Genomic DNA, 20655 nt, shown 5'->3' with positions numbered 1-20655 from the left:
AAGCGAACCATTGATCCATATCGTTTTTAAGTTGGCACGGTCTTTGCTTTAAGTGTTTTGTCATACATTTTTAAGGACGATGACATGACCCCCGACTTAGCAGAACATCGCTACACGGCTTGTGCTCCGGTTCGTCCACCGCTTGGCGGCCCGGACGATACAAACAGGCCGGTTTTTTTTAGACATCGATTCCTTGGCGGGTCCTTAGAGACGCCGGATTCAGTAGGGGATGCTGCCGTTCTGGCTCGCTTGCAACAGCCAGGCAGCGCCTCCGTGGCCAGTCTTCTTAAACAGTTCCGCACCCCGGCAGTGCCCATGGCGCAACGGGAGACCGGGCTGGATTCTTTTTCAGGCAGTCACTCATCGCGATGGGGCAGCGCCCACTCCGCTTATGACCCCCTGCCCAGGTCCGGCCAGGACCGGGGGAGAACAGGTCGTTTGACACATCAGCGAGACGGAGAACAACATGCGTAGTAGCTACAAGAAACTATGGTGGTCCCTGGTGGCAGTCACCATGGTGACCTTTGCCATTCTCGGTTGGACTGGGGTGGAGGTGTATCGTCAAGCACCTCCGATGCCCGTCAAGGTCCTTACCCCGGATGGACGTGAATTTACATCACAGGAACAGATACATCGCGGCCAGTCTGCCTGGCAGAGCACGGGCGGAATGCAATTGGGATCAATCTGGGGCCACGGAGCCTACCAGGCTCCGGACTGGAGCGCAGACTGGTTGCACCGCGAAGCGCTGGCCTGGCTGGATCTGGCCGCGCAGCAAACCTATTCGCTCAATTACGACCAGCTCACCAGCAGTCAGCAGGCTACCTTGCGTCAGGAATTGCAGGACGAATATCGTCCCAACCGCATTGATGAGGCCACGGGTGTGCTGCAGATCAGCGAGCGGCGTGCCAAGGCCATCGACACGACGGCTCAGTACTATATTGATCTGTTTGGCGACGCCCCTGAGCTCAAGTCCAGTCGTGAAAGCTTTGCCATGAAGGACAACACCTTGCCGGAGCTGCAGCGCCGTCAGGACATGACCCGCTTTTTCTTCTGGCTGTCCTGGGCGACGGTTACCGAGCGTCCCGGCACGACCGTCAGCTATACCAATAACTGGCCGCACGAGCCCTTGGTGGACAACCATCCATCCACGGCCAATATCGTCTGGTCCATTGTCAGTATTGTTTTACTGCTGGCCGGCATCGGCCTGCTGGTCTGGATCTGGGCCTTCACCCACAAAGAGGAGGCCGCGCCGGTTGCACCCGCGACAGACCCGGTGCTGGCGTTTCGTCTGACGCCTTCGCAGCGTGCGCTGAAAAAATACGCCTTTTTGACCGTCGCCCTGTTTGTCATTCAGGTGTTTCTGGGTGGGTTTACCGCACACTACACCGTTGAAGGCCAGATGTTTTACGGCATAGACGTATCGCAGTGGTTCCCTTACTCCTTGACCCGCACCTGGCATATTCAAGCTGCGCTGCTGTGGATTGCCAGCGGCTTTTTAACCGCCGGTCTGTTTCTGGTGCCGTTGATTAACGGTGGCGAGGACCCCAAGTATCAACGCCTGGGCGTAGATGTGCTGTTCGGTGCCCTGGTCGTGCTTTTCATTGGCTCGTTTGCCGGCAACTTCCTTGCCATCAAGAATATCCTGCCTCCTGAACTGAATTTCTGGTTCGGCCACCAAGGCTACGAGTACCTGGACCTGGGTCGTTTCTGGCAAATCATCAAGTTCATCGGTCTGGCTTTCTGGCTCTTGCTGATGTTGCGTGGCATGTGGCCAGCGCTGCGCCGTGACAAGGGCGACAATCATCTGCTGGTGCTCTTGACCATTTCCACCGTGGCAATTGGCCTCTTTTACGGTACGGGCCTGTTCTACGGTGAACATACCAACATCACCATCATGGAGTACTGGCGCTGGTGGGTGGTCCACCTGTGGGTAGAGGGTTTCTTTGAAGTCTTTGCCACCGTTGCCATGGGCTTTATCTTCTTGACCCTGGGCCTGGTCTCCAAACGCAGTGCCACGATTGCCGGACTGGCTGCTGCATCCCTGTTTCTGGTAGGCGGTGTGCCCGGAACCTTGCATCACCTGTATTTCTCCGGCACGACCACGCCCATTATGGCGATTGGCGCATCCTTTAGCGCGTTGGAAGTGGTACCTTTGATCATGCTGGGTTATGAGGCCTTCCACAACTGGAAGATGCAAAAGCAGGCAAGCTGGATGAACGATCTGCGTTGGCCCGTCATGTTCTTTGTGGCCGTGGCATTTTGGAACATGCTCGGTGCCGGTGTATTTGGCTTCCTGATCAATCCGCCGATCTCGCTCTACTACATTCAGGGTCTGAACACCACACCGTTGCATGCCCATGCTGCCTTGTTCGGGGTGTATGGTTTCCTGTCGCTGGGCTTTGTCCTGCTGGTGGTGCGCTATATCTCGCCAGAGGTTCGCTACAACGATCGTCTGATGAGTTGGGGGTTCTGGACATTGAACGGGGGGCTGGTTCTGATGATGTTCGTAAGCTTGCTGCCTGCCGGGATTATCCAGGCCTGGGCCAGCATCTCCGAGGGCATGTGGTACGCACGTAGCGAAGCGTTCATGCAGCAGCCGATTTTGCAGTCCCTGCGCTGGTGGCGCACCTTGGGTGACGTTGTGTTCATTGCCGGTGCTCTGCTCGTATTCCAGCAAGTTCTGGTACGTATCATGGCTGGCCGTCGCAGTGCCGCAGCGCATGCTGCAGGCGCAGTAAAGGCATCCTGATCCTTTGCCAGGATGGACTCTGTTCTTCTGTGAGATTCCGTCTAAGAAAAAAACCGCCTTCGGGCGGTTTTTTTGTTGCTTCTACGAGATGCTTGCGCTGCAGCAAAGAGTGCGAAGTCTGTTTGCGGTCCAATACATTCAGTAACTGTTAGATCTGAAAAACATTTAATCAGCAGGCATTACGCCTGGATCAAACCGGAGGTAGTATGGAACGTCGTCATTTCTTGAAAAGTGCTGGCCTAGGTGTCGCCGCAGGAACCACTTTGTTGGCGGCGCAAGTACAAGCCCGCGAAACAGCCGCCCCCAAAAAGAATGCGCCTTGGCTGGCAGCGCGTACGGAAGATCAGATCGCCAAGCTGGAACGGGTCAAGGTGGATCTGGTTGCGCCTCCCATGGTCCACAAGCACGAGCAGAAAGTCGGTCCCGAGCCACGTGTCGTGGAATTTCGCATGACCATTTCCGAGCGCGAGATCGAGGTCGATCGGGATGGGACCACCATGCACGCCATGATGTTCGATGACTCCATGCCCGGTCCTACCATGGTGGTTCATGAAGGCGACTACCTGGAACTCACGCTGGTGAATCCGGCCACCAACACCATGCCGCACAACATCGACTTTCACGCCTCGACTGGTGCGCTGGGCGGTGCCAAGCTGACCAACGTGAACCCTGGCGAACAAGCCACCTTGCGCTTCAAGGCGGATCGCACCGGTACCTTTGTGTACCACTGCGCTCCCGAGGGCTCGGTAGCCTGGCACGTGGTCCAGGGCATGCATGGCACGGTCATGGTATTGCCACGCGACGGCCTGAAGGACCCGGCAGGCAACGCCTTGCATTACGACCGTGTTTACACGATTGGTGAATTTGATCTCTACATTCCCCGCGACGAAAAGGGCAATTTCAAAAAATATGGTTCCTCGGCTGAAAGCTACGGCGATACGCTGGAAACCATGCGCGGCCTGATTCCCAGCCATGTGGTGTTCAACGGCAAGGTGGGGGCCCTGATGGGCGACGGCGCCATGAAAGCCAAGGTCGGTGAAACCGTGCTGTTCATCCACTCGCAAGCCAACCGCGACACCCGTCCTCACCTGATTGGCGGTCACGGCGACTGGGTCTGGGAGTTGGGCAAGTTTGATGACCCACCTGCCAAGAACCTGGAGACCTGGTTCATTCGTGGTGGTTCTGCTGGTGTGGCACTCTACACCTTCAAGCAGCCCGGTGTGTACGCCTATGTGAACCACAACCTGATCGAGGCGATGGAGCTGGGCGCAGCCGGTCACGTGCTGGTCGAAGGCGAGTGGAACGATGACTTGATGAAGCAAGTCAGCCCTCCCGGCCCGATCAAAGCCTAAGACAGGCAGGCGGGCCCGATGTGCGGAATTGAGATTCTGGTGTACAAAGCAATTTCGCTCGGGATTTTTGGTAGTCAACAGCTAGTGCAGTAATCAAGCAGGCAGCAGGGTGGCAGGCCAAGGGCCGAAGCTACCCTGTTCAAAACACGACGTATCAGCCGGGCATGCGTTCATGCCGACTGTTTAAAGGGTAAACCCATGAGAACCGATAGCCCCGCCACCATGATGTACTCCGCCATGGCCGCTTTGCTTTTGCTGGCTGCCGCGCCTGCAGCCCACGCCGACTCCGACGAGGCTCTGAAACTGTACAAGTCCTCGTGTATGGTCTGTCACGCATCCGGTATGGCCAATGCCCCCCGTCTGGGTGACAAGGCTCGTTGGGAGCCCTTGATCGCCAAAGGTGAAGACGCCTTGATGGAGGTGGTCATCAATGGCAAGGGCGCCATGCCCCCCCGCGGTGCGGCTCCTAAGGCCACTGATGAACAATTGCGCAGTGTGGTGCGCTACATGATTGAAAAAGCCAGTTAGGGCATCGGCCTTGTCTGGGGCATTTACAAGCTCCAGTCGTAATCGATCGTCAGGGGGGCGTGGTCGCTGAAACGTTCTTCTTTATAGATCGTTGCACTGCGCGCCTTGGCGGCAATACCTGGGGTGGCAATTTGATAATCAATGCGCCACCCTACGTTTTTGGCCCAGGCCTGACCACGATTGCTCCACCAGGTGTAGCATTCGTCCGTGGTATCGGGGTGCAGGCTGCGGTAGACATCCACCCAGGCAAGCTCGCCCAGCACTTTGCTCATCCAAGCGCGCTCTTCAGGCAGAAAACCGCTGTTTTTCAGATTGCCTTTCCAGTTTTTCAAATCGGCTTCGTGGTGCGCGATATTCCAGTCACCACAAATAATGAACTCACGGCCTGTTTCGCGGTGCTCTTGCATCAGGCCCGCTATCCACTGTTCAAAATGATCCAGAAAGCGGTACTTGGCCGTTTGGCGCTCATCGCCCGATGAGCCTGAGGGCAGATAGGCGCTGATGACGCTGAGCGTGTTCCAGTCGGCGCGGATGATACGGCCTTCGGCATCAAACTCGTCGCAGGCCATGCCCTGGGCCACGGCTTCTGCTTGGTGGCTCAAATACAGACCGACGCCGCTGTAACCTTTTTTCTGGGCATGGTGAAAGTGGCCGTGATACTGCCCGGGATGGGTCAGATCGGGTGTCAGATCCGGTTCGCTGATCTTGATTTCCTGCATGCAGACAATATGGGGCTTCTGGGCTTGCAGCCAGGCGGGCAGCCCTTTACGAAAAGCAGCCCGAATACCGTTGACGTTTAACGAGGTGACGCGTAACACGTGGCAATTCTCCTTATAGCGTCAGCACTTTAACCCGTAAACTGTCAGCATGTCAGTGGCCGTCAGAGCTTGTTACCGGGTTCAGCCGAAACGGTAGCTGGATACAGTCAGCCCGCCAAAAGCCTGGGTCTCATGGTGAAAGCGGTAAGCCGCATCCCCTTGAGCCGCACCGACGGCGACCATGAGCGGCACCAGATGATCCTCACGCGGGTGGGCAATACGGGCTGCAGGCGCCTGCTCCCAGTCCATCAAAGCTTGACGGCGGGCAGCGGGGTCACGCAGGCTCAGGCTCTGGTCCAGCCAGGTATCAAACCGGGCGGACGGTTCGACCCCGCCTGGTCCCATATTGCGCAGGTTGTGATAGCTCAGGCCGCTGCCGATAATCAGCACATCTTCGTCCCGCAAAGCAGCCAGGGCTTCGCCCATGGCGTAGTGCAGGGCCGGGTCGTAGTTGGCGTGAATGGACAGTTGCACCATCGGCACTTTGGCTTGCGGGTAGATGACATACGCGGGTACGAAAGCGCCGTGGTCAAAGCCACGCTCCCTGTCCAGGCGGGTGGGCAGGCCAGCGGCCTCAAGCAAATTACAGACTTGCTGAGCCAACGCCGGATCGCCCGGTGCCGGATAGTGAATCTCGTAAGTGTGCGATGGAAAACCGTAGTAGTCGTACACCATGCTGGGCTGGGGAGCGGCAGCAACCAGCAGGTTTTCCTGCTGTGCCTCCCAGTGCGCGGAGACCATCAGGATCGCTTTTGGGTTGCGTCCCAATTGGCGCGGGATATCCTGCAAGGCAGCACGCAGTGGGGCGTACATGGTTTGCGCCTCGGGCATCCAGGGCCAAGGGCCGCCGCCGTGCGAAATGAAATAGGTAGGCATCGTCATGATGATCTCCGACCCCTGCCCTGGAGGGGCAGGGTGGGGTAAGGGCTTGGTTAGGGTAATCAGTCGGCGCTGCGACCTGCGTCGATGCTCCAGGGGCCTGGGCCGGCAAAGGCCAGATACAGAAAGACAAAGCAGAACAGAACCGCTGCTTCACCGCCGTTCAGGATTGGAGTGGCAAAGGTGCTGGCGCTGGCGTGACCAATGAAGTAAGCAAACGCGCACAGGCCGGATGCGACAAAGGCTGCAAAGCGGGAAAACAGCCCAAGCACCAGCAAGCCGCCCAGAATCAGCTCCAGGATGCCTGCCACGCCATACAGAGAGGCGATTTGCAGGTTGGCAAACATATCCACTTGGGGGACGCCCAAGATCTTGGCAGTACCGTGTGTCAGCAGTAAATAGCCTGTGACGATGCGCAGCAGGCTAAGGATGCGAGGAGTCCAGCTGGAAGTAAGGGCGTTCATGTGTTTTCCTTTGGAAAGTTGACGGTAGCGGTAAAAAAAGCACCTGGCCCGGGGAGTGCCTGAGATTCGATCTCAGCCTGAAGCTGGTCCCGCCCATTCAAGGCCCAGACAGGCATCGGGTTAGCGCTCGTTCAAGCTTAATCAATTACTATCAGGAAATAAACAGCCCTATTTTCATTAGATACTTTCTTATTAGGAAAGCATGGATACTATTCAGAGCCTGCGGGTGTTTCGTGAAATCGTCGCCGCGGGCAGTTTTGCGGCAGCGGCTCAGCGTCTGGACATGTCAGCGCCGATGGTTAGCAAGCACCTGGCCAACCTGGAAAAACAGTTGGGCGCCCGGCTGCTTCATCGCAGTAGTCGTCGTTTGAGTCTGACCGAGCTGGGGCAGACTTACTTCGATTATTGTTTGCAGGCACTGGACACGCTGGAGCGCGGGCAACAAGCCTTGTCGGGCTCCGCGCATCAGCCTCAAGGAGTGCTGCGGCTGACTGCCCCAGTGTGGTTTGCAAACCGCAAAGTGGCGCAATTGCTACAGGATTACCAAACACGCTTTCCTGAGGTGACGCTGGAGCTGAGCTTGAGCAATCACAAGGTGGATCTGGTGGCGGAAGGATTTGACCTGGCCTTGCGCGTCATGCGCGAACCGGCCCCCCATCAGATCGCCCGCCTGATTTGTCCCACCCCTTTTCATCTAGTGGCCAGCCCTGCGTTTGTGGCCCGATACGGCATGCCCCGTAACTGCGCGGACGTGATGCGTTTGCCTGCCATCAGTCCCAGTTACTTGCAGCAGCCCAGTTTCGAGTTTTTGGGGCCGGACGGGCCGGAGTCCTTACGTCTGAATCCTTTTATGCGTTCTGACAATACGAATCTGACCTATTACTGCGCTTTGGGTGGGGCAGGTTTGGCTTACTTGCCGCAATGGCTGGTGATGGACGACCTGGAGTCCGGTCGCCTGGTTCGTCTCTTGCCCGATTACCGTGAAGAGCTGCAACAACTGCATGCAGTCTATGCCAGCCGGCGCTATTTGACGCCTAAAGTGCGCAGTTTTATCGACTTCTTGCTCGAAGAACTGGCCGAACCTGCCAAGTGATGGCTCACAACACGCTAAAATGCTTTTGTCTCTATCTTTTTCATACTCTGTCATGTCGGCCAATAACGATAATCGTCGCAATTTCGTGCGCTTTTCCCTGGAACAGGGAGTGCTGCGCTTTGGGGAGTTCAAGGTCAAGTCTGGACGCTTGAGCCCTTACTTTTTTAATGCCGGCCTGTTCAATACCGGACGCAGCGTGGGGCAACTGGCCCGCTTTTATGCCCAGGCCCTGCTCGATTCGGGCGTGTCCTTTGACATGTTGTTTGGCCCCGCCTACAAAGGCATTCCATTGGCAGCGGCTACGTCCATCGCCCTTGCCGAGCACCCTCAAATCGGTGAGCGTGACGTGCCCTTTGCCTTTAACCGCAAAGAGGCCAAAGATCACGGTGAAGGCGGCACCCTGGTAGGCGCTCCTTTGCAAGGCAAGGTGGTGATTATTGATGACGTTATTACTGCCGGCACCTCGGTGCGTGAATCCATGCAGATCATCAAGGCGGCTGGTGCGCAACCTGCTGCTGTCTTGATCGCACTGGATCGCATGGAGCGGGCGGGCAATGATCAGGAACTGTCCGCTCATTCGGCAGTTCAGGAAGTAGAGCAGACCTACGGTATTCCAGTCATCAGCATTGCGTCTTTGGCGGACATCATGGCGGTGCTGGCAGATGACACCACGCTGGCTGCTCATGCTCCTCAGGTCAAGGCCTACCGGGATCGTTACGGCGTCTGATCGTCACACGCAGGTTTGTGTCGGTACTGCACAAAAAAAACACCAGGCCCAGGCCTGGTGTTTTTGTATCCGCTCAGCACTGCATCCAGATTCAGGCATCCAGCTTTTGCTTGAGCATTTCATTGATCTGCTGCGGATTAGCTTTGCCCTTGGCCACTTTCATGACCTGACCGACCAGGGCATTGAAGGCTTTGGGTTTGCCGGCACGGTGCTGCTCAACGATGCTCGGATTGGCGGCCAGCACCTCATCGACCATGGCGGCAATAGCGCCCACATCGTTGATCTGCTTGAGGCCGCGTGCTTCGATGATGGCATCCACATCGCCATTGAGTTCGCCATCCCATTGCGCGGCAAACACGTCGCGGGCAATCTTGTTGGAGATGGTGCCGTCGGCAATACGGGCAATTAACTGGGCCAGTTGGGCCGGGCTGACTTTGGATTGTTCAATGCCAATTTCCTCGCGGTTCAAGGCGGCGGACAGCTCGCCCAGAATCCAGTTGGCAGCCAGTTTGGCATTGCTCTTGGCGCCTGCTTGCAAAATTGCCTCAAAAAAGTCGGCGGTTGCACGGTCCACGGTCAGTTGCGAGGCGTCGTAGCGACTCAGCTCAAACTCCTGCTCGAAGCGGGCCAGTTTTTGTGCTGGCAGCTCGGGCATGTCCTGACGAACCTGCTCGATCCACTCTTCGCTGATAAACAGGGGGGGAAGATCCGGGTCGGGGAAGTAGCGGTAATCGTGGGCATCTTCCTTGCTGCGCATGCTGCGGGTTTCGTCGCGGTCGGAGTCGTACAGGCGGGTTTCCTGGATGACCTTGCCACCGTCCTCGATCAGTTCGATCTGGCGGCGTGCTTCGTATTGAATGGCACGCTCCAGAAAACGGAAGGAGTTGATGTTCTTCAGCTCACAACGGGTGCCAAATTCTTTCTGGCCTTTGGGACGGACTGACACGTTGGCGTCCACGCGGAACGAGCCTTCTTGCATATTGCCATCGCAAATGCCCAGCCAGACCACCAGGCTGTGCAAGGCGCGGGCGTAGCCCACCGCTTCGGCGGCCGAGCGCATTTCGGGTTCGGACACGATTTCCAGCAGCGGGGTCCCGGCGCGGTTCAGGTCGATCCCGGTACTGGATTCGCCGTGGGGGCCCCGGAAGTTTTCGTGCAGGGATTTGCCGGCGTCCTCTTCCAGATGGGCGCGAGTCAGATTAATGGTCTTTTCTTCGCCGTCCAGCATGAAGCTGATGGTGCCGCCACTGACCACCGGGATTTCCATCTGGCTGATCTGATAGTTCTTGGGCAGATCCGGGTAGAAATAGTTTTTACGCTCGAATACGGAGCGTCGCGCAATGCGTCCGCCCACGGCCAGGCCCAGGCGAATCGCCCGTTCAGCTGCGCCACGGTTAAAGACGGGCAAGGCGCCGGGCAACGCCATGTCCACTTCATTGGCTTGTGTATTGGGCAACGCACCAAAACGGGTGCTGCTGCTGGAGAAGATTTTGGATTCGGTCGAGAGCTGGGTGTGGGTTTCCAGCCCGATCACAATTTCCCATTCCATTATTGTTGTCCTGGTTGACGTTGATGCCAGTCGGTGACTTGCTGGAAGCGGTCGGCAAAGGCCAGCAACTGGCCTTCACGGAAGTAGTTGCCAATGATCTGCAGGCCGATGGGTAAGGGGCGTTCGCCCTGACTGAAGCCGCAGGGAACGGACATGGCAGGCAGGCCAGCCAGGCTGACTCCCAGCGTATAGACGTCGCCCAGCCAGTCGGTGGTGGGGTCCTCGATGGTGGCGCCCAGCTTGCGACCCAGAGCGGGCGTGACAGGGCCCAGAATCAGGTCGCACTGCTCAAAGACTTTCTGGAAATCGTCCACAATCATGCGGCGCACGCGTTGAGCTTGCAGATAGTAAGCGTCGTAGTAGCCGTGCGAGAGCACATACGTGCCGACCAGAATGCGGCGCACGACTTCAGGGCCAAAGCCTTCCGAGCGGGAACGCGAGATCATGCTGTTCAGGTCGGTGTACTGGCTGGCGCGGTGGCCAAAACGCACCCCGTCAAAGCGCGACAGGTTGGTCGAGGCTTCAGCAGGGCTGATGACGTAATAGGTGGGAACCGACAGTTCGGTCAAGGGCAGTTGCACCGTGACGCGTTCCGCACCCAGGCTTTCGTAGGTTTTCAGCGCGGCCTCGATCGCATCGGCGATGGCCGGGTCCAGGCCAGGACCGAAGAACTGCGCAGGCACTCCAATGCGCACGCCTTTCAGGGGCTGGCTGCCTTGCGCGTCTTGCTGCGACTGGTGCTGTTCAAATTCCTGACGAATACGGGCTCCAGTATTGGGCTGATCGTCGCAAAATTCCAGGCTGGTGGCGTCTTGCGGGTCAAAACCACACATGGTTTCCAGCAAATCCAGCAAATCGCGCGCGTTGCGGGCGATGGGGCCGGCCTGATCCAGGCTGGAGCCGTACGCGATGATGCCAAAGCGCGAAATCGTGCCATAGGTGGGTTTGATGCCGCTGACGCCGCACAGGGCGGCGGGCTGGCGAATGGAGCCGCCCGTATCGGTGGCGGTTGCCCCGGCGACCAGGCCTGCGGCCACTGCGGCAGCAGAGCCGCCTGAGGAGCCGCCGGGAACCATGGAATGATCCCAGGGGTTGCGCACCGGGCCAAATACCGAGCTTTCATTGCGAGAGCCCATGGCGAACTCGTCACAATTCAGTTTGCCCAGGGAGACTGTGCCGGCTGCCTGCAGCTTGGTGACGACCGTAGCGTCAAAGGGGCTGAGGTAGCCTTGCAGCATTTTGCTGCAGGCGGTGGTCTGCCAGTCCTTGGTGACAAACAGATCCTTGTGTGCGATGGGGATGCCGGTCAGTGGGCCGGCCTTGCCCTGGGCAATCAGTGCGTCTGCGGCATCGGCCTGGGCCAGAGTCAGGTCAGGGTCCTGCTGAACAAAGGCGTTAAGCGCTTTTTGGCGGGCGCTATTGTCCAGCGCATGCTGGGCCAGCTCGCGGGCACTGACGGTTTTGTTGTGCAGAGCGTGGCGTAGCGCTGCAATCGTCGCGAATTCAGGGGTAAAAGACATGGTTTTGCTTTATTCGATGACCGTGGGCACCAGAAACAGGCCATCCTGCTCGGCGGGGGCGTTGCGCATCATGGCCTGGCGGCTTTCGACCGTGCCGGACGGCAGAGCCTTGTCCTCGCGCAGGCGCAGACTGATCTGCTGGCGGGCGGACAAGGGGTGGGCCATTGGCTCAACGCCTTGAGTATCAACGGTTTGCAAAGTCTGGATCAGGCCCAGGATGCGCGTCAAATCGTGCTCGACCTGGGAGGCTTGTTCAGCAGAAAGATCAAGGCGCGCCAGTTGCGCTATACGGGCAACATCCTGTTCAGTGATAGACATGTGGGTGGGTACTGGAAAATGAGTAATAAAAAAAAGCGGAAATCTGTCAGTTAAGGACAGTTTGGCACTTTTACAGCAAATGCGGGGGTTACAGAACTTAACTGACCATTAAAACAGTCCTAATGTAGAGCAATTATAAGTTATCATTGACCGTTTCCTTCCCAGGTATTTTTGAATTCGTTGCCTGGTTCTTGTGCCTGTCGTTCTACGCTTGAGTTCCGCGCCGAATTTACCTGCCTTTTTTCCCCAAACACTTTACACTTTGCGCGCCCATGTTCGGATTCCTACGCAGTTACTTTTCCAGCGATATGGCAATCGACCTCGGTACGGCCAATACCCTTATTTATGTACGCGGCAAGGGTATCGTACTGGATGAACCGTCCGTTGTAGCCATCCGCCATGAGGGCGGACCTAATGGTAAAAAAATCATTCAGGCCGTCGGGCAGGAGGCCAAGCAGATGCTGGGTCGGGTGCCTGGCAATATTGAAGCCATCCGGCCCATGAAAGATGGCGTGATTGCGGACTTTACCGTCACCGAGCAGATGCTCAAGCAGTTCATCCGCATGGTTCACCCACGCAGCATGTTTGCCCCCAGCCCGCGCATTATCGTGTGTGTGCCGTGTGGTTCGACCCAGGTGGAGCGCCGTGCCATCAAAGAATCCGCATTGGGTGCCGGTGCCAGCAAGGTCTATCTGATTGAAGAGCCCATGGCCGCCGCAATCGGTGCGGGCCTGGCGGTCTCTGATGCCAGCGGTTCCATGGTGGTCGATATTGGTGGTGGTACCACCGAAGTGGCCGTCATCTCCCTGGGCGGTATGGTTTACAAGGGTTCGGTGCGTGTTGGTGGCGACAAGTTCGACGAAGCGATTATCAACTACATCCGCCGTAATTACGGAATGCTGATTGGCGAACCCACGGCCGAGCTGATCAAAAAAGAGATTGGCTCTGCTTTCCCCGGCACCGAAATTCGTGAAATTGAAGTCAAGGGTCGCAATTTGTCCGAAGGGGTGCCACGTAGTTTCACCGTTTCGTCCAACGAGATTCTTGAATCGTTGACCGACCCCCTGAATCAAATTGTCTCTGCGGTTAAAACTGCGCTGGAACAAACTCCTCCTGAGCTGGGTGCGGACATTACCGATAAAGGTATTGTCCTGACCGGCGGGGGTGCCCTGGTTCATGACCTGGATCGTCTGTTGCAAGAAGAGACCGGCCTGCCTGTGGTGGTGGCTGAAGATCCTCTGACCTGCGTGGTACGGGGTTGCGGCGAGGCTCTGGAACATCTGGAGCGTCTGGAGTCCGTATTTATTTACGATTGATCTTTGCTTGGGCTCCACGGCGTGGTCTGCCAGTGGAAGGCAAGCGATCGAGTGTTTGAGTAATGCGAGAACAAGGCTCCATCCGGCTATTTAGGCGCGGCTCATCCGCTGAGCTGCGTCTGGCCGCTCTTTTGGTGCTGGCGGTGGGCTTGTTGATTACGGATGCGCGTTTTGCGGTGCTCGAACCGGTGCGGCAGGCTGTCGCTGCTGTTCTGTACCCTTTTCAGCGTGTCATGCTCGCTCCCCGTGATCTGGTCACTTACTTCAGCAGCTGGACGGATGCGGCCTCAACTGCCCGTTCCGAAAAAGAAGCCTTGCAACGCCAGCGTATCGAGCTGGCTCAGCTCTCCACCCATGCCGCCCAGCTGTCTGCCGAAAACGAGCAATTGCGCCGTCTACTGCAGGTGGCTGATGCCGTGACGCAACCGTCGGTAGCCGTGGAAGTGCTGTATGAGCCGCCCAACGGGTATGCCCGCCATCTGATCTTCAACAAAGGCTCTTCCAGCGGCATTCGCCCGGGCATGCCGGTAATTGATGAGGGCGGGGTGGTGGGCCAGGTGGTGCGTGTCACGCGCTTTACCTCAGAGGCGGCCTTGATTACCGACGACAAGGTGTCGGTACCGGTGCAGGTGCTGCGCAACGGCCTGCGTCTGATCGCTTTTGGGGGCAATCCGGGCGGCAAGGTGGAAGTGCGGTACCTGACCAGCGATGTGGATCTGGAGCCCAACGACACCCTGATTACCAGCGGGATCGGGGGCTTGTTTCCTGCCGGCTTGCCCGTGGGTATCGTCAGCAGCATTGAGCGCGATGACGCCTCGGGCTTTGCCCTGGCCTTGGTCACGCCTTTGTCGCATCCTGAGCGCTACCGCCATTTTCTGATTTTGCTGGTGCCCGAGAGCGAGCGCCCGCTTGAACAGGACGAAGCCCATGACGCGCCGCGTTGAGTCCCCCGACACATCCAACCGCACAAGCCGGGCGTCCAACCTGAGCAGCCTGCAGCCCATCGACAGCAGCCCCTTCTCGCGCGCGTCCAGCCCCTGGCTGGTCTGGGGATCGATTCTTTTGATGTGGCTGGGCTCCATGTTGCCTTGGCGACTGTTGCCGTTTGCACCGGACCTGCTCATGCTGGTGCTGGCTTTTTGGGCGGTCCATGAGCCACGTCGTGTCCCCATGTCCCTGGCGTTTTTTCTGGGCATTTTGGTTGATGTACACGATGGCAGCCTCTTGGGCGAGCATGCGCTGACCTATATTCTGGTGGTGTACGGCGCCTTGCTGTTACGCAAGCGCATTTTGAATTTCGGCATGTGGACCCACTTTTTGCACATGGCAATCGTCATGCTGTTGGCCCAGTTGCTGGTGCGCGTCCTGCACGCCTGGCTGGTGGGGGAGTGGTCCGGCTGGCAGTGGGCGGGCGGCACCTTGCTGACCGCCGCCCTGTGGCCCCTGGCCGATAGCGTGCTGTTCCTGCCGCAGCGGCGTCTGGACGAGTCCGACTCCGGTTCGTCCTGACGGGATGGGCGGCCATGTTTGAATTCAAAAAAACCTCGCATCAATTGCGCCAGCGCATTCTGTTTCGTGCGCTGGTTGCGGCTGTTCTGGCTTGCGTTCTGCTCGGGGTGCTGGGCGTGCGCCTATGGTATTTGCAGGTGGTGCGCTATGAAGGTTTTGCTGCCCGAGCCGATCAGAACCGTATTGCCGTCATCCCGATCACTCCCCGACGTGGCGAGATTCTGGACCGCAATGGCGAGGTTCTGGCCCGCAATTATCGCGACTACACCTTGTCGGTGGTACCGGCCAGCCTGACGGAACCGGTCGATGACATGCTGGATCGTGTCGGGGAACTGGTGGCGCTAAGCCCCCGTGACCGTCGCCGATTCAAGCAGGGTGTGGCACAAAACAGCCGGTATTCCGAAATCTTGCTACGTAATAATCTGAGCGATGATGAAGCCGCCTGGTTTGCGGCTCATGCCTTCAAGTTTCCGGGTGTGAACTTGCAGGCTCGCTGGGTGCGCGAGTATCCGCAGGGCGAGGTAGCGGCGCATGTGCTGGGTTATGTGGGGCGCATTTCGGAGGCCGATCAACAGCGCCTTGAGGAAACGGGTCAAACGGGCAACTATCGCGGCACGCAGGTGATCGGCAAAAAGGGCATTGAGAAAACCTGGGAAAAAACCCTTCATGGCCGGACCGGCATCGAGGAAGTGGAAGTAGCGGCTTCGGGTCGGCCCGTACGCACCTTAAGCCGTGTGGACCCGGTGCCAGGTGCCAGCCTGCGTTTGTCTTTGGATATCGGCCTGCAGAAAATGGCCGAGGGCCTGTTCGCGGGACGCCGGGGTGCTTTGGTAGCCATTGAACCCAGCACCGGCGAGGTGTTGGCCTTCGTTTCGGCCCCTTCGTTTGATCCGAACTTGTTTATTGACGGTATTGACGTGGAGAACTGGCGCAAACTGAATGATTCGCCCGATCACCCACTGATTAATCGTCCCTTGTATGGCACCTACCCCATCGGCTCTACGTACAAGCCCTTTGTGGCTCTGGCTGCTCTTGAGACAGGCAAGCGCAAGGCAAGCGACCGTATTTCCGACCCCGGCTATTTCGAGTTTGGCGGGCAGCGTTTCCGCAATGCAGGGGGGGCGGTGTATGGTTCTACCGATATGCACCGTGCGCTCGTGGTGTCCTCGGATACGTATTTTTATTCCCTGGGGCCGGAAATCGGAGTCGACAATCTGCACGACTTCATGAAACAGTTCGGCTTTGGACAAAAGACCGGGATTGACCTGGACGGTGAGCGGCAAGGCATACTGCCGTCGACTGAGTGGAAGCGTAAGGCCTATCGCAAACCTGCCCAGCAGCGCTGGTATGCCGGAGAAAGTATTTCGGTGGCAGTGGGGCAGGGCTACAACTCTTTTACCGTGTTGCAGCTTGCTCATGCCACCGCGGTGCTGGCCAGCAATGGCATCGTCAGGCCACCGCATTTGGTTACCCAGACCCTGAACCCCCATGATCCGGAAATTGAACAGCCGGTGCGCATTGATGCCAAGCTGATTCCCTTGAAGCAGGCGAATGTGGACGTCATCAAGCGCGCGCTGGTGGATGTCGTGCGTCTGGGAACCGCCCGCCGCGCTTTTGCCGGGGCAGCGTATCAGGCCGCCGGCAAGACAGGGACCGCTCAGGTCTTTAGCTTGCGAGGCGCCAAGTACAACGCCAACGCCATTGATGAACGCTTGCGCGATCACGCCTTGTTCATGTCTTACGCGCCGGCCGACAACCCCAAGATTGCGGTTGCCTTGATTGTGGAGAATGCGGGTTGGGGCGGATCAGTGGCTGCGCCTATTGTGCGCAAGGTTTTTGATTACTGGTTGGTGGAGCGAGGGCAGATGCAATGAAGCGGATTTTGCAACTGGGCCTTCGCGCCGTCTCCGCCTTTGACTGGCCTTTGTTGCTCCTGCTGGTCTTGATGGCCGCGCTGGGCATGACGGTCATGCATTCGGCAGTGGGCGGGACTGACTGGCGTTTTGCCGATCAGGTGCGCAATTTCCTGCTGGCATTTGGGGTAATGTGGGTGGCTGCCCTGATCCCGCCAGCGATGTGGATGAAGCTGGCGCCAGTGGTGTATTCCGTGGGCGTGGTGTTGCTATTGGGTGTGGAGTTTTTTGGCGAAACCAGCAAAGGCGCAACGCGTTGGCTGGACCTGGGGGTGGCGCGGATTCAGCCCTCGGAAATGCTCAAGATTTCCGTTCCTTTGATGCTGGCCTGGTATTTTCACCGTTACCAGCGGCCCAGAATGACCCTGCTGGATTTTCTGGTGGCCGGCATTTTGCTGATGATCCCTTTTTTGCTGATCGTGCGGCAGCCGGATTTGGGAACGGCTTTGCTGGTGTTCGCCGCTGGCTTTTGCGTGATTTATTTTGCGGGCCTGTCCTTCAAGCTGATTGTTCCCATCGTGGTGGTACTGGTGCTGGGCATCAGCGCCTTGCTGTATTACGAAGACTATATTTGCGTGCCCGATCTGGATTGGGTCGTTTTGCACGACTATCAGAAACACCGGGTTTGCACATTGCTGAATCCGGGCAGTGACCGCTTGGGCCGCGGGTTTCACACCATCCAATCCATGATTGCGATTGGTTCGGGAGGCGTGTACGGCAAGGGTTACATGATGGGCACCCAGTCTCATCTGGATTTTGTGCCCGAGCGCACGACCGACTTTATTTTTGCTGTATTTGCAGAAGAGTTCGGGCTTTACGGCGGCATCATGCTGCTGGTCTTGTATGCCCTGCTTATTTTGCGTGGCCTGTCGATTGCCGCAGGAGCGCATACCCAGTTCAGTCGTTTGCTGGCGGGTTCCATGGCCATGATGTTATTTGTCTATGTGTTTGTAAACATAGGCATGGTGACGGGGATTTTGCCCGTGGTGGGTGTGCCTTTGCCCTTCCTGAGTTATGGCGGTACGGCGTTGATGACCCTGGGCGTGGCCTGCGGGATGTTGATGAGTATCAGCAACGATAAACCGGCCCGCCCGGCCTAAGGGCGTTGACGGCGGACTATTGTTGCAGACTTGGCCGGGGGCCAGCCAAGCCCCCGGGCCCTGTCAGCTCAAGATCAATTGCTCACTGTTCTTGCCCTGATACAAACCGAGCAGCAGCTTGCGGACAGGGGCCGGCAAGGCTGTTTGCTCCAGCGATTCATGATCATGCCATTGTTGGCCTGCAGTCGGCTCTGCCAGGAGAGTCTCATCTACGTGCAGCAGCCAGGGCGTGATGTGCAGCTTGAAATGCGAGAACACGTGCTGGAATGAAGCCAGCGCCACAGCTTCCTTACCGGACCAGCGCAGCGCGGCAGCGTGCAGGCTGCTGGCATCGTCAAACTGGGGCAGGGTGAGCAAACCACCCCAGATGCCCTTGTCGGGTCGCTGCTCCAGCAGAACCTGACCATTGAGCTCCAGAATCAATAGATGGGCATAGCGCTCGTCCTGGCGGATACGCTCTTTGGGGCTGGGTAGCTCGGACTGCACCTGATGGGTGTGGGCATAGCAGTCGCTTTGCAGTGGGCAGAGGCTGCAGGTGGGCTTGCTGCGGGTACAGCATTGCGAGCCCAGGTCCATCAGGCCTTGTGTGTAGGCGGCCATGTCCAGATCGGCCGGGGCCAGTTCCACAATCTCATCGGCCTTGGCCCATAAGGCATTTTCTACGGCCTTTTTCTGCGTGGGACCATAGATCCCGAAATAGCGTGTAAAAACCCGTTTGACGTTACCGTCCATGATGGGGCTGCGTTCGCCAAAGCAGAATGCAGCGATGGCACAGGCAGTAGAGCGGCCTATGCCTGGCAGGGTGGCCAGATCAGCGGCGGTGGCGGGAAAGCGGCCCCCCCACTTTTCCATGACCTCGCGGGCACAGCGGTGCAAATTGCGGGCGCGGGCGTAGTAGCCCAGGCCTGCCCAGTAAGGCATGACCTCGTCCTGCTCGGCCGCAGCCAAATCCTGAACGGTGGGGAAGCGTTCCAGAAAGCGCGCATAGTAGCCCAGCACCGTGGCTACCTGGGTTTGCTGCAGCATGATTTCGGACAGCCAGACGCGATAAGGATCTTGCGTGTTTTGCCAGGGGAGATGGTGGCGGCCGGAAGTTTTTTGCCAGGCCACCACTTTTTCGGCCAGGTTTTGGGGGCAGGGTTGGGGAAGTGACATCAATATTGGGTACTACGGGTAACAGACCAGCGAGCTGCCAGTGCGCCCAGAATGGCGACCAAAACCGCAGCCGTCAGTAAAAGAGAAAATTCCGGCAGCCGGAGCGTAAATTGCACGCCGTAGCTTTGGGCCAGGCTGGAGAGCGCCTTGTTCAGGGGCGTTAGCGCCAGCAGGGCCAGTCCACACGCCAAGGCGCTGGCCAGCAAGCCTGTCAGCGCGCCCATATATAAAAAGGGGCGACGCACGAAAGCCTCGGTTGCCCCCACGAGGCGGGCCACGGCAATTTCTTCACGCTGGTTCAGGGCTTGCAGGCGCACCGTATTGAACACGGTGGCAATGACTACCACGCCGACGCCGGCCATCAAAATCCACAAACCGATGCGGATAAAGCTCAGAATCGCGGCAAGGCGTTGCACCCACTCACTGTCGAGCAGCACGCTATCGACTCCCTCACGGCCTTGCAGGGCCTGGGCAAGCGAATCGGCGCGCGTCACCAGATCCGGAGTTTCATGCAGCGTCAGCACAATAGCGTGGGGCAAGGGATTGCTGGGTAGCGCGTCTAGGGCTTGCGTCCAACTGGGGTTGCTTTGCAGTTGCTTCAGAGCCTGCTCTTTGCTGACAAGCCGGATGTTGGCCAGTTCGCTCTGAAATTCTTTGCCCAATGCCTGGCTGAAGGCCTGAGCCTGCTCCAGGGTGCTGTTCTGTTTCATGAACACGGTCATTTCGGGCGAGGTGGGGATTTCGCGCACGACCGGTTGGGCGGCCAGCAGGATGCTGGCACCCAGAACCGGGACAGCCAGGGTCAAGGCAATGACCAGCAGATTGGACAGCGATGAAAAGGGCTGCACTTTGAGGCGACGCAGTGCGACCAGAAAGGCATATTGATGGTGACGCAGCCAGGTTCTCATGCCAGCACTCCTGGGTGATCGGAAAAGCGACCATCCTGAATCAACAGGGTACGACGGGCGTAGCGGGCCATGAGGTTCAGATCGTGCGAGGCGATCAGGGTTGTGACCCCCACCCGGTTAAAGTCCATTAAGACGTCCATGATACGTTTGGCATTATCGGCGTCCAGATTCGCCGTGGGCTCGTCAGCGATCAAGATGGCTGGCCGATTCACAATGGCGCGCGCAATTGCCAGCCTTTGCTGCTCTCCGCCGGACATTTCCACCGGCTTCAAATCTTCTTTGCCGCGCAGGCCAACTTTTTCCATCGCAGCCCGGGCCCGTGCCTGGGCGATGCGAGGCTCCAGCCCCACGACTGCCAGTGGCAGCAGTACATTGGCCAGGGCGCTGCGATCTTGCAGCAAATGTGTATCTTGCAGCACTACGCCCACCGCACGTCGCAGGTAGGGCCGCGCACGCGCAGGAAGTTTATCCAGCCGGTGCCCGTTGACCTGGACAGAGCCCCGACTGGGCAGCTCCAGACCACCGATCAGGCGCAGCAAAGTGGATTTCCCTGCTCCCGACGGGCCCGACACAAAAATGAATTCGCCGTTATCAATACGGAAATTAATATCGGCGAGAATATTTTTACTGCGGCCATACGATTTAAAAACGTGTTGGAACTCGATCATCGCGACGCACAATTAAAGAGGAGTCTGCTTGGAAAGCCCCCGGCAAAAGAGGGCGGGAGCCCGCATGAAAATGTCGGCGTAGGTCAACG

At 57.9% G+C, this 20655-nt stretch carries 19 protein-coding genes; 10 read left to right on the top strand and 9 right to left on the bottom strand.

Annotation, left to right across the window (positions count from 1 at the left end; translation table 11 throughout):
- Positions 1-466 precede the first annotated feature (466 nt).
- The 3 genes from VF694_RS14360 (at position 467) to VF694_RS14350 (ending at position 4629) form a co-directional block, all read left to right on the top strand.
- Positions 467-2749, top strand: a complete 2283-nt coding sequence (locus VF694_RS14360; RefSeq protein WP_003801969.1) for a nitric-oxide reductase large subunit — start codon at positions 467-469, stop codon at positions 2747-2749.
- A gap of 206 nt (positions 2750-2955) precedes the next feature.
- On the top strand, positions 2956-4101 hold the full coding sequence (nirK, locus tag VF694_RS14355; protein ID WP_003801966.1) for a copper-containing nitrite reductase: 1146 nt from the start codon (positions 2956-2958) through the stop codon (positions 4099-4101).
- Positions 4102-4299: 198 nt separating this feature from the next.
- Entirely contained in the window at positions 4300-4629 is a 330-nt protein-coding gene (locus VF694_RS14350; protein WP_003801964.1) for a c-type cytochrome, read from the top strand.
- Positions 4630-4652: 23 nt separating this feature from the next.
- On the opposite strand, the gene VF694_RS14345 is transcribed toward VF694_RS14350, so the two are convergent.
- From VF694_RS14345 to VF694_RS14335, 3 genes are all read right to left on the bottom strand, one after another.
- On the bottom strand, positions 4653-5447 hold the full coding sequence (locus tag VF694_RS14345) for an exodeoxyribonuclease III (RefSeq protein ID WP_003801962.1): 795 nt from the start codon (positions 5445-5447) through the stop codon (positions 4653-4655).
- An 81-nt stretch (positions 5448-5528) separates the two neighbouring features.
- Positions 5529-6329: a DODA-type extradiol aromatic ring-opening family dioxygenase gene (locus VF694_RS14340; protein ID WP_059318241.1), complete on the bottom strand. Its 801-nt coding sequence runs from the start codon at positions 6327-6329 to the stop codon at positions 5529-5531.
- Positions 6330-6388: 59 nt separating this feature from the next.
- Entirely contained in the window at positions 6389-6790 is a 402-nt protein-coding gene (locus tag VF694_RS14335; RefSeq protein WP_003801958.1) for a DoxX family protein, read from the bottom strand.
- A gap of 202 nt (positions 6791-6992) precedes the next feature.
- Here VF694_RS14335 and VF694_RS14330 point away from each other — a divergent pair, with 202 nt between their 5' ends.
- Positions 6993-7883, top strand: coding sequence for a LysR family transcriptional regulator (locus VF694_RS14330; RefSeq protein ID WP_131070923.1), 891 nt, complete (start codon positions 6993-6995; stop codon positions 7881-7883).
- Between the two features lie 52 nt (positions 7884-7935).
- Positions 7936-8610 (top strand): orotate phosphoribosyltransferase, encoded by a 675-nt coding sequence (gene pyrE, locus VF694_RS14325; protein ID WP_003801955.1) that lies wholly within the window; start codon positions 7936-7938, stop codon positions 8608-8610.
- Between the two features lie 91 nt (positions 8611-8701).
- Here the strand turns inward: pyrE and gatB are convergent, their stop codons facing one another.
- From gatB to gatC, 3 genes are read right to left on the bottom strand one after another with little or no spacing between them, the layout of a single operon-like run.
- Positions 8702-10159 (bottom strand): Asp-tRNA(Asn)/Glu-tRNA(Gln) amidotransferase subunit GatB, encoded by a 1458-nt coding sequence (gene gatB / locus VF694_RS14320; RefSeq protein ID WP_003801953.1) that lies wholly within the window; start codon positions 10157-10159, stop codon positions 8702-8704.
- On the bottom strand, positions 10159-11679 hold the full coding sequence (gatA, locus tag VF694_RS14315; protein WP_003801950.1) for an Asp-tRNA(Asn)/Glu-tRNA(Gln) amidotransferase subunit GatA: 1521 nt from the start codon (positions 11677-11679) through the stop codon (positions 10159-10161). The genes gatB and gatA overlap by 1 nt, the downstream gene beginning before the upstream one ends.
- A 9-nt stretch (positions 11680-11688) precedes the next feature.
- On the bottom strand, positions 11689-11997 hold the full coding sequence (gene gatC, locus VF694_RS14310) for an Asp-tRNA(Asn)/Glu-tRNA(Gln) amidotransferase subunit GatC (protein ID WP_003801948.1): 309 nt from the start codon (positions 11995-11997) through the stop codon (positions 11689-11691).
- 272 nt (positions 11998-12269) lie between these two features.
- Between gatC and VF694_RS14305 the strand changes: the two genes are divergently transcribed.
- From VF694_RS14305 to rodA, 5 genes are all read left to right on the top strand, one after another.
- Positions 12270-13313 carry a rod shape-determining protein gene (locus VF694_RS14305; RefSeq protein ID WP_003801946.1) on the top strand — a complete coding sequence of 348 codons (1044 nt, stop codon included), beginning with the start codon at positions 12270-12272 and terminating at the stop codon, positions 13311-13313.
- Positions 13314-13375: 62 nt separating this feature from the next.
- Positions 13376-14257 carry a rod shape-determining protein MreC gene (mreC, locus tag VF694_RS14300; protein WP_131070922.1) on the top strand — a complete coding sequence of 294 codons (882 nt, stop codon included), beginning with the start codon at positions 13376-13378 and terminating at the stop codon, positions 14255-14257.
- Positions 14241-14822: a rod shape-determining protein MreD gene (gene mreD / locus VF694_RS14295; RefSeq protein WP_131070921.1), complete on the top strand. Its 582-nt coding sequence runs from the start codon at positions 14241-14243 to the stop codon at positions 14820-14822. Before mreC ends, mreD begins: the two co-directional genes overlap by 17 nt.
- Before the next feature lie 14 nt (positions 14823-14836).
- A complete protein-coding gene (gene mrdA, locus VF694_RS14290; RefSeq protein ID WP_003801940.1) occupies positions 14837-16696 on the top strand; it encodes a penicillin-binding protein 2 in 1860 nt (619 codons plus the stop codon).
- On the top strand, positions 16693-17835 hold the full coding sequence (rodA, locus tag VF694_RS14285; protein ID WP_003801938.1) for a rod shape-determining protein RodA: 1143 nt from the start codon (positions 16693-16695) through the stop codon (positions 17833-17835). Before mrdA ends, rodA begins: the two co-directional genes overlap by 4 nt.
- 63 nt (positions 17836-17898) lie before the next feature.
- Here rodA and mutY read toward each other — a convergent pair whose 3' ends face one another.
- Genes mutY through VF694_RS14270 form a run of 3 tightly spaced genes read right to left on the bottom strand, consistent with a single transcriptional unit; the run spans position 17899 to position 20566 of the window.
- Positions 17899-18990, bottom strand: a complete 1092-nt coding sequence (gene mutY / locus VF694_RS14280; RefSeq protein WP_440164734.1) for an A/G-specific adenine glycosylase — start codon at positions 18988-18990, stop codon at positions 17899-17901.
- The gene (locus tag VF694_RS14275) at positions 18990-19898 is read right to left on the bottom strand and encodes a cell division protein FtsX (RefSeq protein WP_059318245.1); all 909 of its coding nucleotides are present in this window, start codon (positions 19896-19898) and stop codon (positions 18990-18992) included. Before VF694_RS14275 ends, mutY begins: the two co-directional genes overlap by 1 nt.
- A complete protein-coding gene (locus VF694_RS14270) occupies positions 19895-20566 on the bottom strand; it encodes a cell division ATP-binding protein FtsE (RefSeq protein WP_003801931.1) in 672 nt (223 codons plus the stop codon). The genes VF694_RS14275 and VF694_RS14270 overlap by 4 nt, the downstream gene beginning before the upstream one ends.
- Between the last annotated feature and the right edge of the window lie 89 nt (positions 20567-20655).

Origin of the sequence: Alcaligenes sp. Lyrl_28, from assembly GCF_051948705.1 — a bacterium.
Taxonomy (GTDB): Bacteria; Pseudomonadota; Gammaproteobacteria; order Burkholderiales; family Burkholderiaceae_B; genus Alcaligenes; species Alcaligenes ammonioxydans.
The sequence above is the reverse complement of the archived record's forward strand: the minus strand, read 5'-3'. Positions and strand labels throughout refer to the sequence as shown.